Annotated in this window: 18 protein-coding genes and 1 pseudogene; all 19 read right to left on the reverse strand. The window is 39.6% G+C overall.

Features of this window, described 5'->3' with window-relative positions:
- Window positions 1-153 precede the first annotated feature (153 nt).
- Window positions 154-693, reverse strand: a complete 540-nt coding sequence (locus AC1DJR_RS04380; RefSeq protein WP_477002091.1) for a dUTP diphosphatase — start codon at window positions 691-693, stop codon at window positions 154-156.
- On the reverse strand, window positions 690-992 hold the full coding sequence (locus AC1DJR_RS04385) for a hypothetical protein (protein WP_477002092.1): 303 nt from the start codon (window positions 990-992) through the stop codon (window positions 690-692). Before AC1DJR_RS04385 ends, AC1DJR_RS04380 begins: the two co-directional genes overlap by 4 nt.
- A gap of 17 nt (window positions 993-1,009) precedes the next feature.
- A complete protein-coding gene (locus AC1DJR_RS04390; RefSeq protein ID WP_477002093.1) occupies window positions 1,010-1,375 on the reverse strand; it encodes a hypothetical protein in 366 nt (121 codons plus the stop codon).
- 25 nt (window positions 1,376-1,400) lie between these two features.
- Complete coding sequence (locus AC1DJR_RS04395) at window positions 1,401-1,661, reverse strand: hypothetical protein (protein WP_477002094.1); 261 nt, start codon at window positions 1,659-1,661, stop codon at window positions 1,401-1,403.
- Window positions 1,621-1,896 carry a hypothetical protein gene (locus tag AC1DJR_RS04400; RefSeq protein ID WP_477002095.1) on the reverse strand — a complete coding sequence of 92 codons (276 nt, stop codon included), beginning with the start codon at window positions 1,894-1,896 and terminating at the stop codon, window positions 1,621-1,623. Before AC1DJR_RS04400 ends, AC1DJR_RS04395 begins: the two co-directional genes overlap by 41 nt.
- A gap of 3 nt (window positions 1,897-1,899) precedes the next feature.
- Complete coding sequence (locus AC1DJR_RS04405) at window positions 1,900-4,326, reverse strand: bifunctional 3'-5' exonuclease/DNA polymerase (RefSeq protein ID WP_477002096.1); 2,427 nt, start codon at window positions 4,324-4,326, stop codon at window positions 1,900-1,902.
- Between the two features lie 23 nt (window positions 4,327-4,349).
- Window positions 4,350-7,436: a DNA primase small subunit domain-containing protein gene (locus AC1DJR_RS04410; protein WP_477002097.1), complete on the reverse strand. Its 3,087-nt coding sequence runs from the start codon at window positions 7,434-7,436 to the stop codon at window positions 4,350-4,352.
- A 19-nt stretch (window positions 7,437-7,455) separates the two neighbouring features.
- Window positions 7,456-8,199: a hypothetical protein gene (locus AC1DJR_RS04415; protein WP_477002098.1), complete on the reverse strand. Its 744-nt coding sequence runs from the start codon at window positions 8,197-8,199 to the stop codon at window positions 7,456-7,458.
- Window positions 8,200-8,219: 20 nt separating this feature from the next.
- Window positions 8,220-8,468 (reverse strand): hypothetical protein, encoded by a 249-nt coding sequence (locus AC1DJR_RS04420; RefSeq protein ID WP_215551001.1) that lies wholly within the window; start codon window positions 8,466-8,468, stop codon window positions 8,220-8,222.
- A gap of 89 nt (window positions 8,469-8,557) precedes the next feature.
- Complete coding sequence (locus AC1DJR_RS04425; RefSeq protein ID WP_477002104.1) at window positions 8,558-10,150, reverse strand: DEAD/DEAH box helicase; 1,593 nt, start codon at window positions 10,148-10,150, stop codon at window positions 8,558-8,560.
- 83 nt (window positions 10,151-10,233) lie between these two features.
- Complete coding sequence (locus AC1DJR_RS04430; RefSeq protein WP_215551000.1) at window positions 10,234-10,752, reverse strand: M48 family metalloprotease; 519 nt, start codon at window positions 10,750-10,752, stop codon at window positions 10,234-10,236.
- 9 nt (window positions 10,753-10,761) lie between these two features.
- Entirely contained in the window at window positions 10,762-11,313 is a 552-nt protein-coding gene (locus AC1DJR_RS04435) for a hypothetical protein (protein WP_477002099.1), read from the reverse strand.
- Window positions 11,306-11,608 (reverse strand): hypothetical protein, encoded by a 303-nt coding sequence (locus AC1DJR_RS04440; RefSeq protein ID WP_477002100.1) that lies wholly within the window; start codon window positions 11,606-11,608, stop codon window positions 11,306-11,308. The genes AC1DJR_RS04435 and AC1DJR_RS04440 overlap by 8 nt, the downstream gene beginning before the upstream one ends.
- Window positions 11,605-12,663, reverse strand: coding sequence for a metallophosphoesterase family protein (locus AC1DJR_RS04445; RefSeq protein ID WP_477002105.1), 1,059 nt, complete (start codon window positions 12,661-12,663; stop codon window positions 11,605-11,607). Before AC1DJR_RS04445 ends, AC1DJR_RS04440 begins: the two co-directional genes overlap by 4 nt.
- Window positions 12,663-13,040 (reverse strand): hypothetical protein, encoded by a 378-nt coding sequence (locus AC1DJR_RS04450; protein ID WP_477002101.1) that lies wholly within the window; start codon window positions 13,038-13,040, stop codon window positions 12,663-12,665. Before AC1DJR_RS04450 ends, AC1DJR_RS04445 begins: the two co-directional genes overlap by 1 nt.
- Window positions 13,041-13,056: 16 nt before the next feature.
- Window positions 13,057-13,692 carry a P-loop NTPase family protein gene (locus AC1DJR_RS04455; protein ID WP_477002102.1) on the reverse strand — a complete coding sequence of 212 codons (636 nt, stop codon included), beginning with the start codon at window positions 13,690-13,692 and terminating at the stop codon, window positions 13,057-13,059.
- A 13-nt stretch (window positions 13,693-13,705) separates the two neighbouring features.
- Window positions 13,706-13,939, reverse strand: a complete 234-nt coding sequence (locus AC1DJR_RS04460; RefSeq protein WP_048517008.1) for a hypothetical protein — start codon at window positions 13,937-13,939, stop codon at window positions 13,706-13,708.
- A complete protein-coding gene (locus tag AC1DJR_RS04465; RefSeq protein ID WP_477002103.1) occupies window positions 13,939-14,235 on the reverse strand; it encodes a hypothetical protein in 297 nt (98 codons plus the stop codon). The genes AC1DJR_RS04460 and AC1DJR_RS04465 overlap by 1 nt, the downstream gene beginning before the upstream one ends.
- A gap of 13 nt (window positions 14,236-14,248) precedes the next feature.
- Window positions 14,249-14,482, reverse strand: a pseudogene (locus AC1DJR_RS04470) (exonuclease SbcC); the annotation flags it as partial.

Here is a 14,482-nt window from a genome sequence, read left to right on the forward strand (position 1 = left end):
ACCCTATACGACTTGCTTTTAGTTTTATGGCATTTACAGTGCGATCTAACTTCTTCGCAATACTTTTAATGCTGTATGTCCCCCAGTAATCCTCCAGATACGCTATTTCTTCTTTTGTCCAAAGAATAACTTTCCCCACCGTTCCGCCTCCTTTTAGTACCCGGATGCCTGACGATCATGATTGATTTTATTTTTTTCGATATACGCGTTATAAATATCAATAGCCGAAAATCCAAGTGCTGCACCTAAGTACGCCAAGTCATTCATCAAGGTCATGTAATGTGCCGCAGTCCATAATTTATTTTCATATAAATCGTTAAACACATCGATAATTTCTATTTTTGTATTTCCTTTGCTATTACGTACTACAAAGGCATCGATATATTTATCCCATTCACGTTCTAATCCAATCGATAAAGCAAAGTGAAGTGCATCAACAAATTCGTCTAATAACGGATTGTAGTACTCCTTATCTTCTTCCATCATTTGACCCTTGTTACGTACACCTTTTGTAATTGGCTTGTTATTTTCACTCCAAAACTTATGACCGCGCCACACATGAAGTAACTCACTTAACTCGTCACGAAATGATAATTTCTTTTCTTGAAACAAGGGCACGTTTTGTAAACTACGTTTTTCCACAATCTTGTTATCAAGGTCTTTTTGAAGCTGGAATAAATGAGTAATATTCATTGATTTGCACGCTCCCCTTTTTTAAACAAATCTATAAAACTTCTCACCATTCTTTCTACACTGGCACCAGTTAAGGAATTAACAAAGGGTGCAGTTTCTGCGAATTTTAATGAGTCCTTTTCAGGTATTCCTGCACAAATCAATTTTTCTTTTACGGCTTCAATAATTTTTACTCTTTTCTCGTTCTTACTATTGAACTGAGCCTCCACGACCTCTATAGCCTCATCCTTATAGCAATTATGCTTTTCCATGTAGTAATACACTTCTTTCCAAAACTCATTGTCTTTCACCACAGACATCTCAATCGCTTCCCTTCTTATCTAGCAATTAGAAAACTAACAATGAACGCTACCACCATATAAGAAACAAATAACGAAATAGACTTTTTACGTAAACTTTTAATCTGTTCCCGTAATTCTTTATTTTCTTTCAATACACGTTTCGAGTAATTTTCTTTCACTTTCACTTGTGATTTGTATAGATCAACTTCTAACTGCAGATCATGATTTTCTTGCATCACATCTTTTAACTGTTGCTCCGAATTATTCAAGTACGCTACCGCCTTTCGTGGCTCACCTTTTGCTATTTTCTTTTTTTGCTTAACCATTTCACGTTTTAATTTTTCTAATTTCCGATCGCTTTTCCGATTTTCGTACCCCTTTCCTTGCTGTCTACCACCCACAATCGCACATCCTTCCTACAGCTTTTTATTTTCTTAAATGCTCTAAAAATAGTTCATTGAAATTCTCGTTTTCTAGTTCTTCCAAACGTTTCTGTACACGTTCTAAACGTACTGGACCCAAACCTAACACCTCTTTTACTGCACTTAACGCTAATGTTCGACCGTCTTTATACGACATAAGGGATACTTGTTGCACTTCACCGCGATGGAAGCTTTGCCGCTCCCTTGTTTTCTTTCGCTCACGTTCAACCGTGCGACGTTGTTGACGATTCAAGTTCTCGTCCATCGTCTCCCCTCCATTTTTTAAAACAATTTTTGAATAACGACTCTGCATATGGATCCTGCGGTACTGGATCTACTACTCCCGTCTTTTTATCCTTTCTTAATGAACTTACTACCCAAACCATGTTGTACGGTTCTCCAGCAATACTTCCCACAATTCTCGCTGGCTTTACACGTGGTAATGCTGTTGCATGACGCTTTGTAAATGACGATTTACGTGGTCCCTCTCCTCTTCCCACATGCTATTCCTCCCTTTGTTTAAGCCAGGCCTCAACACTCATCTTCTCGCCCCATCGATACCCTACACTTCCTTCTGCTTCAATCGGAACTGGAAATCCTGGTACTGGAGGTTGCTCCATAACTTGTTTAATTTGTTTTTCTACTGCAACTACAATTTCCGGATCATCATCTATTTCAAAAATGATTTCATCGTGAATTTGTGCAATCATATCAACGCTACCATGAGCAAGTACGCCTTCTTGTTTACCGATAGATTCGTAAATTTCATTTTGTACTTTCTTCATAATGTCAGCTGCGCTACCTTGTACCGGTGTATTGGCTGCTTGTCTTTCTGCTGAGCCACGATCTCTCCTATTCGCGCTGTTAATGCCAGGTAGTAATCGCATATATCCGTAAATCGTTTGTACATATCCTTGTTCCCGTGCTTCTAATACAATTTTGCGCTGATACTCAGGTATACGTTTGTACGCTGTTTTAACGGCATTTACAATCTGAGCACATTCATCTAACGTTTTACGAATTAAGTACTTTGTTTTAAATGTGAACTGCAACGCGTGCTCAGTACCTCCATAAGAGATACCGAAGTTACCCGCCTTTGCATCCGTACGTTCTTTTTTTACGATTTCATCTTCGGGTTTTCCAGTCATAACAGATGCTGTTCTGCGATGCATATCACCGCCTGTATTAAACAATTCAGTCATGACTTCGTCGCCTGATTTCCATGCCATTAAGCGAAGCTCAAAGCCTGAAAAGTCAATGAAGAATAATATCTTTCCTGGTTTAGGTACAAAGAAATTTCGGATACCAAATTCATCGTTATCAGGTCTAGGTACATTCTGGCCATTCGGATTAAAACTGTTCAAACGTCCTGTTTCCGTAAATGGACTGTACCCTGCATGAATTCGTCCGCTCATGAAATTCAAGTACTTTTCACGTCCAATGATGTGTGAAGAAAGTAACGTCGTGTATTTTTGTATTTTCTTTAGCTGGTCAATAACTTCCAGCGCTTGTTCTTTATAAGGATGCGGTTCACGTTTTGCGATACGAATTGCTCCACGCTCTAACTTATCTAAGGTAGGGTCCTTGTCAGGATCAATACTTTCCCAATTTTCAGGCAATGAAATGCCGAGGTATTTTTCCTCGTTAATATCGTTCAGCTTGTTTTCAAGCATAAATGCCATATCGATAAGCGCCTCTTGATCAAGACTCGCGCCTGTTTTTCCATATTTGGCAATCGGTATTTTTAAGTAATCAAACATTAAGCTTTTCACTTCGTTCGTTTTACCTGATTTACCGGTATTTATATCAATATTGAACGTTTCTTTCGCGATTTGTTTAATACGTTCAGCCGCTTGCTCTTGCATAATTTCTGCTTCTTGTTTCTTTTGCGTTGCAAGGTTTGGATCCCAATTCATCCCCCAATATTCCATAAGACCGATAACACGTGTGAACGGCATTTCAATCTTATGGAGCCATTCCTCATATCGCGGAATTTGCGAAGCTATTTGAGACCAATATTCGTAATGCTGCAGTGCGTAATCCGCATCTTCAGCTGAGTAAAGTAGTCCTTCACCTTTACTGGCATCAATTTCATCAAAGAAATCCACCTTGTATTTCTTTAAAAGAGCTGAAAAGTCGTTCATTGTTACACCAAAAATCTCTTTCGTAGCGGGCTTTAACCCCCATCCGCTTGTAGGCTTTTTCGGATTGTTAATCTTTTGCGGTGCTACAACTTGTAAACACCGTACCCACATAATCAATGGATCTGCTACTTTTCCTAAAATGTATTTACCGTACTTCGCTGCGTATTTCGTTTCAAAAGATAAGTTAACCGCAATCTTTAGTACATTTTCATTTTTGAATAAGTACTCATCGAGTAAATCTAGTACAACTTTTCTAGCTTCATCTCTATCCATACTTGGTTCAAATACTTGGCCAACTTTATGCGAAATTGGGACAACACGTGATTGGTGTGCTGCTGCTGACAGTGACACCGTACAAATTTCACCTTTCCACGGATCCAGTGGTGTTCTTAAATACGCTTTTTCTAGAATCTCACTTCTGCTTTCCGCTTCTTTATCGTCGATAATACCTGTAGTACGTGCTTCTTCTATATCTTCAAACTCCTTTTTATAATGCACTCTAACTTCTTTACTTGCTGCGGTCTCCCAGTCGAATCCGGCTATACCTGTTTGTACACAGCGTTCTAAGTATTTCTTTAAATCTACAGCTGTAAGAATAGCTTGATAGTCTTTCACTTGTTGCGCTTCTACTTTTGGCCAAACAATATCGAATTGTCCTGGCTTCTTCTTTTTTTCCATTTCAACCGCTAGTTTTGATTCTTTTACCGGTACCGTTTTTTTGCTACTTGCTAATGTCTTCGGTTTTCCGAATAAACTTCCAAGTTTCATATTTCCACTTCCAGTCATATTTATATAGCTTGTCCATATAATTAGTAGTACTCATCTTCTATATGATCAAAGAGCCCTTTTTTCATGCAATAGGAAATGTATGCATTAAAGCGTGGCGTTTTTCGATAGCCACCGCTCGTTAAAAGGATCATCCTCATTTTCGCTAATTGATTTACGATCGCTTTCGCTTCTTCTTTATCGATGGAAAGCATTGCCTCTACATCACCAAGTCGTAAGTATTTCTGCTGAGCGAATAGCTTGATAAACTCATAGAATTTCATGTCACCTGTTAACGTATCGATTTTCTTAAGGTCTGCCGTAAACTTCTGATATCTTTCTTCTGTCATTTCTTCCTCTTTTATCGCCAAACGAGCATAGTAATTCAAACCACAACCTGGAGCATTGTATAAAGCTTTTAAATACTCTCCAATAAACTCAACGTGTCCTGGCCAAACTTGAATTCGTTCCCCTGATTCATCAACTGAATGTGTAAGAGCTGCAAGTGCAACTGCTAATCGCGCTACTTTATTCCGTTGATCAGAAGGAGAAACAAGTGGTATATCATTCGCATTTCCGTATACTTTTGCAAGGTCTGTTGCAACCTCCAGTACTTTATCAATCGTACCGTCTGTAAATAACACGTCCTCCGGTTTACGTGACCAAGCGTATAAGATGTTATTTTTCAAAGTATCCTTCTGTATGATTGATGGATACGTAGCAAGGGTTTGGTTGTACAATTCAGGATCCACATCGCTTGCTCTCATAAAGACTGCAAAGTCAAAGCGCCTTATATCCTCGTTATTGAAAATATCTTTTAAACTTTCCGCGCCTTGAGAATAATCAGCAAGTCGTTTTCCTTTCGGCACGTTCCCTGACATAATGGCACGTACACGGCAAGGTGTTTCAGCTGTTACAGCTCGTTTTACTTCCAGCTTTCCGTCAGAACGAGCAAGTGTCATTTCACCGTAATCGTCTTTCGTAATACCTGTATCTTCATCGATCCAAATCATTTCTTTATCCGCAAGTGGCCACGCACCCCAAACGATGTACCATGCACCTTGTGCACCTGACTGTTCCATCTTGTACGTTAGACCTGTACGTGAAGTACTTTCCGCATTTACCCGTGTTCCAAGTGCTGCGTATTTCATAACTTTTTCAATGAGGGCTGACTTACCAGTACCTGTGTCACCTACAATTTTCAATTCCAACCAACCACGTAACGGATTTAAATCCCACGGTACCTTAAAGCGTAAAACACTATGAAGAGTTAATAACACTGCAAGTAATGTCTCATCACGTTCTACAATATGTGTCACGTTGTACGTTAAATCGTTACAAATAGCTCCTAGTTTTTGTTCAATCGATTCTGCTGTATAATCCGCCGGCTGAAACGTTGCTAAGTCCTCTTTCACTTGTTCATTTAATGCAAAGCTTTCAACCACATCCTGAAGCGGTGCCGCACTCTTAACAAGTAGTGTTGACTCCTGATTCTTTGGATGTGGGTATACATAACCAGTTAACTCATAGTACTTGTTTTCACTTACGTTTAATCCATTTACGGCGTACACTTTTCGTAGTACATAATTCCCTTTATGCTGCTCTTGCTTTTCGTCATCTTCTTCAGCCATCGGGATTACAAGTAACTCTTCCACGTTCATATTCTCTAAAATATCCGTATTGTATTTCGGGCAATTTGGTATGCCTGATATTTCTCGTAAAATACCTTTTATATTATCGTCACCTACACCCGTCATTTGGATAACTTCTCGGTCACTTACGCCTAAGTCTTTATATCCCGTATGCGTATGAATGTCATATAGAGGGCAATGTACCTTTTTACAACTTTCTCTACCCCAACAATGGTACTCAATGTTTTTAGGAATGATGTAAGGCGTATGCTTTTTACCTGCAACCATGACGCGAGTTTTTACAAGCTTTCCAGTAAGATCTGCATTGCCTGTCTCCGCTAAAYGAAGTAGCTTCGCATTTTCCTCTTCTTCGGCATTTTTCTTAATGCAGTGACACATATCACCAGCACACGCTACACGTTCATAATCTTTGCTTCCTGGTTTCTTTTCGCCATGTAGTGAACGAATAAACGCGCAACCAAATTTGTATGTATTATCACCGCTGTATACCGCATCGATAACACTTCTCGTATTTGCAACACGTTGTTGCTTACCATACTCGTTATCCTCAGATGTAAATTTAAGCACCCATTCTTCCAGTGTTTTCAGCGTTTCTTCCCTTGTGTACCCTGCATCCTTAAAGTAACAAGCAAGCTGTACTGTTGCTTGGTTTCGGTCACCGTCTTTTTTCCAGCCACCGTTTAAAATATCAACTACACATGCCGGTGGTTTGTCTTTCTTAAACTGGAATTCTTCTTTCGTGTACTTACGAGCACTCGTTGCTGCAGCTTGTTCATATTCTTCTGTTTTATTTATTAGTAAATACCCCGTACGAGGTCTGTATTTCATTGCCTTTTTACGTTCTTCTGACGTATAAGGTAGATCGTCAGCATGTCTTGGTGATTTCGCTAAATCCTTAATTTCTTCCAGCGTTAATTTGTTTAATTCATTTACACTAATTTCTGTTTTAAATAGGTTTGTTTTTTGATGCATACTGTTCGGTAAACGAATCATTCGCTTTTCTGTATACACCACAAGGTCTAGTGACGTGAGTCCTAGGCGATGGACTAAGTACCCAGCCATATGTTTGAAGATTTTATGAAGGTCGTTTCTCGGTTCAATACCGAGTGCATCGGAGCTTATTAAGATGTGGAATCCTTTTGATCCAGAAAAGTAAACCCACATATCCGATTCACGAATGTCCATTTCTTTTGTAAAAAACTCCACCAGTTTTACCGCATCTTTTTGGCTGACTGATGGATCTTCCGCATGGTCAAGGTCAAAATATAGGGGAGCAATAAATGTCTCCCCCTTTACTTTTGTATCGTTCGCAAATCGTTGAACTGTAGCAAAGCAATTGAAATTGAATGCCTCTCCCGTTTGAAATTGCTTCACTTCAGAAGAAGGGATTCGTTTCCACGGAATGCTTCTACCGTTCTGATTGCTGTACCATGCGTCTACATATTGATACTCACTTGTTTTATCTTTCTTTTTTGCCATTTGTAGACGCCCTCCTTATTTATTCTGAAGCTTTTTCTGCTTGTTCTGTTTCTTCTACTTGAATTCCGTAATCTTCTGGTTTAAATACACCTACAGGCTGGAAGTCAATACCGATCCATTGGTTACTAGCATTTGTACGGCTCTTTCTTTCAGCTGTTACAAGACGAGTAACAATTCTGTTTACCCCAAGTTTTGATGGAATTTCTAAAGCTTTATATTTCCCTGTATATACATTCATTGCAAAACGGCCGAACATGATTGTGTCTGTTGGACTGAAGCTCATTAAGTAAATACGAGGGAAATCGTCCGGGCTTAACGTTGATACAGGAACTACTGATGCCATGTATCGAAGCTGAATAGCATCTAGCTCGTATCGTTCTTGTGCTTGCGGGTTCTCTGCTAACCACTGATTTAATACAACTTCCGCTTCTTCTTTTGTTCTTTCAGCTACAATTAATTGCCCAGCTTCAGGTGATTCTTCTAATCCCCATACAGACCAACGTTGTTCACCGTATCCGATTACTACATCGATGTTGTCACCGTACGATACGTTTTCGTCATCTTTCTCAACAAAATTACCTTTTTTAGTAACCGTTAACCACTCGCCCATACGGACGAAATCCATATCAAGACCGTTATTTGCTTCAACAAACCCCTGCTTTGTTTCTTCTAAAATAGCTGAAATATAATTGCTGCCGCTGTTTGTTTTCACCACCGCGTTATTTTGTACTACTACTTCATTTTGTTTTGTTTCTTGTGTCATTAATGTTTCCTCCCGTGCCTTTATAGGCTGTATTTTTTCCATGCTTTGCGTTTCGCTTGGCTTTTCTTTTTTCGATAGGTTACTTTTCTTCTACGCTTGGCACGTTTCGTTTCAAGTCGTTGAACTTCTTCTAAAAATGGCTGCATTTTCCTAACTTCCGTTACTACCTCCGTACCGACACTTTGAACTATTGTTTTTATAGCACCCCAAACTTTACCGACCATAGCCACGACGGCTTTTGCAGCCTTTTCTTTATCGATTTGATCCACTTACTTCACCTCTTTCGCTGAAGCAATCATTTTTGTGATTTCATAAAGTGCACCCACATATTCGTACTTTTCCATCGTTATCACCCCTTTCACCAAGGCATATCATTTAAGAAACTAGCCACTGTATCACGTTCTGTTTTCGGCTTTCTCGGTACCGTCAATCCAATTCGGCTATATACTTTCCTACGGCTATGATATTGGTCCTTAAACACCCCGACGTTGTAGTCAACGTAGTCGAACCAGTACGCTTCTTTACCCGGATTGTTCCGATCAGGACGCATGATACGTCCAATTTCTTGCTCTACTGATGAGCCACTATTACTCTCACGTGAGTCACCACGTTTAGGCATTACCATGTGGCCAACTGCTAAATGCTGCATATCCAATCCTTCACGCGCTAACTGAGTAGCAAATAAAATGTCTACTTCTTTTCGGTCACAAGCTTCTAAAATGTTTTTGCGTTGTTGTTTGGTTACTTGCCATTCACGAAATTCTTTTTCTGAATACTGAGCAACCTTTACCTGCCAACCGTACTTACCTTGTTTCTTATCTACTGCATGACCACTATCAATAAGTTGCTGTGCATGTTTTTCATTTTTCGCTTTTCTCCAGGTGTAACGACTAATACCCCCGTGTATTACGGTTGTATTAATTGGTTTCCCGTAATACGTGTCGCCGTAACGTTCTTTCAATAATTTTTGTACGAGTTGTTGTAAGACGAAACAATATCGAACTGATTCTGTAATCACGATAGCCGGACCTAATGGATAATGCGCCACTATACTTTCAGCAACTAACTTCGCTCGTTTCTCATCTGAAATGAGGTGACGTATTAAATCTGTATAATCAAGATCCTCACCACCAGCATCTACACTATCAATCTCGTTACGGTTACTTKCCGTTTCGTAATTGAACTCTGTATATACGAATCTCACTGTCGGCTTTATTAATCTCCCAGCTTCATACATTCCGTCTCTGCTAATCTCGTACACTTTCGGGCCTACACCGTTGTACATGTAAATTTCTAGCCCATCTTTTCGAGAAGGTGTTGCTGTCAGACCAATCATATTTTCAGCTGTTAGCTTCCCAGCCGTTTCAATGAATTGTATTGCCGGAAAATGATGGGATTCATCCACTACTACTGTCCCGATAAAATCATTTAGTGCATCGATTATTTGTGGATTCCGCTGTAAGGTTTGCACTGTAGCAACGATTAATTTACCGTCTCCCCAATCATGTACACCGTCACCGAAAAAACCGATACGACCGATACCAGGCATTGTAGCCTTAGCTCGCTTTGCGGATTGATACATTAAATCTTTAGTGTGTGTGAGCCATAGGGCCGCTTTTCCTTTTTCATAGATATAGCGCATCCCCATTACTGTTTTACCTGAACCAGCCGGTGCAACACCTATCCCGTTTTCTTGCATAAGCGCTTCAACCATCGGTGTTTGGTCTTCTTTTAAAACAAAGCCAGCATTCCATTCTCCGAAACTAACATCTCGGCCATATGAAACCTGTGACGTAATAACTTTATCTGGATCGTAGCCTAAGCTTTTTAGCACCTCTTCCAGCTTTGACAGGAAGCCTCGAGGCGTTACAATATCGCCCCTGTCATAAACAAATAGCTCAAGCTTTGTTGGTATTCCCCAAGTTTGTCTACGTTGTTTTTTTGCTTTCACATATGCTGGATTATCAAATGTTAGTGCCTTAGTAATTGCCGCTTTAAKGGGTGTACTAGCACCCCTTATTCGGATGTTGTTTTTTACAAAGATTTGTAGCAAGTGAGCACCCCCGATAGATCGTAAGAAGGTTCATGGTATGTAAGTCTTGGAAGTGGTACACAAGGAACCGTCTGATTTTGAAACTCTTCAAGTTTTATATGATTCACATCTCGTTTTTTCATATGAATAAGAGCTGTAAGGAGTCTGAAGGCGTAAGCCTCATCAAGTCCTTTACTATCATTTAAGAAACTGATAAACACTAAACCTAAATTTCTATCAATAACTTGATCAAAATCTCGTAATCCGAGAATCTGATTCGGTCTCATATAATCTAGTGAAAATCTACTACTCTCAGTACGTTTCATTTCAGCTAATATGTTTACTTCGGGTGTTAGTACAATCTCATCACCTGGACGAGTTGCACCTGCACCATCTGCTATCCTCATGCGCCATACTTTAGGAACATGCCTCCAGCTTCTTCTAATTTCTGTTTGAAAATCATCTCCGCGTTGCTGCCGTTCACGTTGTTTATTTCTCAGTGCTGTTTGTTTTGGATCCATAGCAACCTCCTACGCCAAAAACTTCAGTAGATTTGCTTGTACATAGGCTTTTGCTTTTACGAGATCTGCCGATTCTTTTGCTGTTTCCCATGCATCTTTTGTTTGATAAATTTTAATATCAATTGAAGCTAATTTCTGCTCAACATCAGTAAGCTGTCGACGTTCTTCTTTGCTGTAGTGCTGGCGATACGCATCACGTAACGTATCATTCGTAAGAGCTACTTTTTGATCATTTACATAAGCGAATTGGTTACGACCTTCACCTTGAATTTGCATAAATGCTTCAGCTTCTTTTAGCTCTACAGCTGTTTTAAGCTTTACCTTTTGTTTAATTAAATCCGCTTTTTGTCCATAAGCTTCTTCACGTGCCTTACCTTTTTCAAGAACATCCTGTACTGCAGCATCAATTTGTTGTAATGATGCTTGTAATTCAAGTGGATCTAACACTCGTACATAATCACTCGGAACTTTCTTACCTAAGATTTCTTTTGCTGCTGCAAGTAACTTTTCTGTCCCATGTACATCTTGCAAACTACGAATTTGATTATCTAATTCAGTCATTTTCTGGTCCCACCTCACATTGAGTTTTTGGTAGTTCTACTACTAACTTTTTAAGCGTTACGCGCTCCTTAACAATTGAGTCAATTGTTATGTTCATCGTTTCTACTCGATCATGTTCCTCTTTGTTGTAACCAGCTACACTTATCATCAGCGGCGAAAACTCTACTACTACAGCATTCCAATCATGCTTATTATTGCTATAGTTAGGGCGTCCAAATGGGTTACCACTTGTGACCTGTACCGCCGTACCTTCGCCTAATTCGTTCTCATCAAACTGTGGTTTATTTACGATCATACTCGTAATCCCTCCTTCGCTTCTGCGATTTTCGTGAGTGCTATTTCTACCACGTCAGAATTGATAGACTCTGTTTTTGCAATACTCTCGACAATCGTATTAATATCAACCAGCACATCTTCGCCTGTTTCTGTTTGAATTAGAGAAGCAAACTCTTGCATTGCATATTCACGCTTCTTTTCCGCTTCAATTCGGCTACGGTCAAGCACTTCTTCACCAGGCTTTGCACTTTGAAGTGGTATGCGTTCTAAATCAAAAACACCTGGTGACTTCACATCGATAATAAGTACTTGTATCGGTCTACTCATCTCAGCTTCTGAAGCCGACAAACGCGTGATACTACCGATATTCGCAAATATTTTCCCATCAGAACGGTTATAAATACCGAAGCCTGTATGGTCATGGCCACACAAAACCAAATTCGCCTCTGTTTTTACATCTTGTACTTTTGTGTACCGGTCAAAAGGTGGATCATGGTCAAGTAGCATTCCATGTGCTACGTGTATTTTTGTTGACTCATAATCTTCAATTACTTCTGGTGAATAACCATAACCAGCTTTATCAATTTGGTCACTGTACGGTGTAAATGTTAGCTGTACGTGATTCCCATCTTGATGAAACATATGCGCTTGTCCAGGATCATTAATGACTGTAAGCTGTGGGACAATTAACTCCAGTACCCTAAGACTTGTCCGTTCATACGTTGCAAGATTGTATCCATAAATATCGTGGTTACCAGCTGTCGTATAGATTGGAACTGGACTCTCTTTCAGTACCTTCGCAAACTCTAGTAACACGCTTGTCGTAACCTCAGGTCTATCAAACGTATCTCCAGGCTGAATAATTGCTGTCACGCCTTTATACTTAGCTAATGCAAAAATCTCACGTAATTTCGCAATTAATGCCTCTTTATAGTTATCCTTACGATTACGAGGGTTTGTACCTCGTATATGGGGATCACCGAAATATAGAAACTTCATACTCTCACCTCTGCTTTTTCGTGTTCTTCGTAACGTTGTGTCTAAGGTAATGTTGCCTTCTACGATGTGTTGTATTAATGAAGGTTACTTGATTCTTTTTTCTTGATAACTTCTTTAGTAACTTCACCTGTCCCGAGATCTATGGATACATCGTCGTCTTCCTCGATACCTAATGCATTTTGAATTTCTATACAAGCAGCATCATGACGCTCAAAAACTGGTTTTAATAATTCCTCAGTTCGTTTTATATACTTTTCACGAATAGGAGCAATCTCAGCTTTATATTCCGCTTGAAGTTGTTTTCTAATCGTTTTCTCTGCTTCATCTGCAGCTTGCAATTCCTTTAACTGAGCTTCTGTCGCTTTCCCGATAACCTCCTCAGTAATTTTCAAACCTGCAACATTAGTTAATGCACCTTTTAACGCGCTTTTAATTTCACATTTCATACACATATCCAAATCTCCCTTTCTATAAAGTAGTTACTATGCTTTTCCCTTGTTTTTGAGTCACACCAAGACTTACGTCACCTATCTCAGCTAAATGAGTATTGTGCGTAATAAGAATAATTTGGCGGCTAAATTTAGCACTGTATTCTTTCAAGAAGTATGCTACATTCGGTGCATATTCTTGACTTACCATTTTCCCGACTTCATCCAAGAATAATGGACCTCTTACACCGCTAATCTCTCCTACGGCCAATCTGAGCGCTAAACTAACTACGTCTGCTACACCACCACCGCGATCATAATCAGGTGGCTTTAATTGTGTTCGCACATCTTCAGACTGGAGCCAGTATTCCGCTACAGGTTGATTACCTTTTACTGCTATTTCAATTTCGAATCTGTAATCTTTATCGAATACAACTGTAAGAGCTGACGTAACAATTTCTTCAATACGACGTTTTGCTTGTTGCCTTGCATAATCACTTGTCTTTTGAAGAAGAATCTGTACTAAATCAAATTCTCCAAGTTGCTCATCAGCTTTTGCTTTTCTCGCTTCCGCGCTTTTTTGTTGCTTAACTAACAAGTCACGTTGACCAATTTTCATTTTCAATTTATCGCTTGCCTGACGAATATCCGCTCTTGCTTTTAGAAGCTCGTACATAAGAACAGCCTCCTTATACCTGCGGGATGAGTCGTTCTACATGCTCCAGGTTTTCTTTTACAGATGAATCAAGTTTGTTGATTTCGTCCTGGATCGTTTCAGGCGTTACCCCGTATTGCACCATTTGGTCTGCGATTTCCGTTAATTGCTTTTCGGCTGACGATTTTTCAGCCTCTGCTTGAATCTTTGCCGTTTCAGCTTTCTTTAAATTCGCTTTCGCAATTTCAATACGTTGTTTTAATTCCATTACTCATTTCCCCCTTCAGGTTGTTTTGATAGTAAATTTTGTAGCTCTGATTCCACAAATTTCTCTTTATCTTTTAAGTGGCCGATTATGACATAGCGAATAACCGTATCCAGTTCTTTACGATTTRCCATTTTTAATTTGTGAATACTGTGATAAACATGATGTCTACGAAGGTCAATTTCAAATTGACCCTCCCCGCTTTCTAACGCGGCTAACGTTGATCGCACTTCAGAAAGTGCTGTATTTAAGCGTCCAACGGTATTAACGTATTCATCAATTTCTTTTGTATTTACCAACACGAATCACCCCTCAATGAGAATGTTCAAAAGACATCGGCGATTCGCATAGCGGACAAACTCCACCAGCCTCGTTCCATGTCTCTTCCAATTCCTTTGTGTAATTTTCAATGTGCGTTTCGTACAATTCCAATGTGCCTGTACTATGACGTACCCTTTGGTGCCAAATCATATAATTCCGTAATAACTCTTTTAATTCAGCTAAACGAGAAACGTTTTTCTCCGCTTCTGTAACCTGTACTTCCGC

Source organism: Bacillus sp. 05T31 (assembly GCF_056396725.1).

What these genes read in the sequence shown, in the direction of transcription:
- AC1DJR_RS04395 (WP_477002094.1), bottom strand. Translation starts at nt 1,661, where the DNA reads ATGGACGAGAACTTGAATCGTCAACAACGTCGCACGGTTGAACGTGAG.
- AC1DJR_RS04455 (WP_477002102.1), bottom strand. Translation starts at nt 13,692, where the DNA reads ATGTACGAGCTTCTAAAAGCAAGAGCGGATATTCGTCAGGCAAGCGAT.
- AC1DJR_RS04405 (WP_477002096.1), bottom strand. Translation starts at nt 4,326, where the DNA reads ATGACTGGAAGTGGAAATATGAAACTTGGAAGTTTATTCGGAAAACCG.
- AC1DJR_RS04460 (WP_048517008.1), bottom strand. Translation starts at nt 13,939, where the DNA reads ATGGAATTAAAACAACGTATTGAAATTGCGAAAGCGAATTTAAAGAAA.
- AC1DJR_RS04450 (WP_477002101.1), bottom strand. Translation starts at nt 13,040, where the DNA reads ATGTGTATGAAATGTGAAATTAAAAGCGCGTTAAAAGGTGCATTAACT.
- AC1DJR_RS04440 (WP_477002100.1), bottom strand. Translation starts at nt 11,608, where the DNA reads ATGATCGTAAATAAACCACAGTTTGATGAGAACGAATTAGGCGAAGGT.
- AC1DJR_RS04415 (WP_477002098.1), bottom strand. Translation starts at nt 8,199, where the DNA reads ATGACACAAGAAACAAAACAAAATGAAGTAGTAGTACAAAATAACGCG.
- AC1DJR_RS04430 (WP_215551000.1), bottom strand. Translation starts at nt 10,752, where the DNA reads ATGGATCCAAAACAAACAGCACTGAGAAATAAACAACGTGAACGGCAG.
- AC1DJR_RS04380 (WP_477002091.1), bottom strand. Translation starts at nt 693, where the DNA reads ATGAATATTACTCATTTATTCCAGCTTCAAAAAGACCTTGATAACAAG.
- AC1DJR_RS04385 (WP_477002092.1), bottom strand. Translation starts at nt 992, where the DNA reads ATGTCTGTGGTGAAAGACAATGAGTTTTGGAAAGAAGTGTATTACTAC.
- AC1DJR_RS04435 (WP_477002099.1), bottom strand. Translation starts at nt 11,313, where the DNA reads ATGACTGAATTAGATAATCAAATTCGTAGTTTGCAAGATGTACATGGG.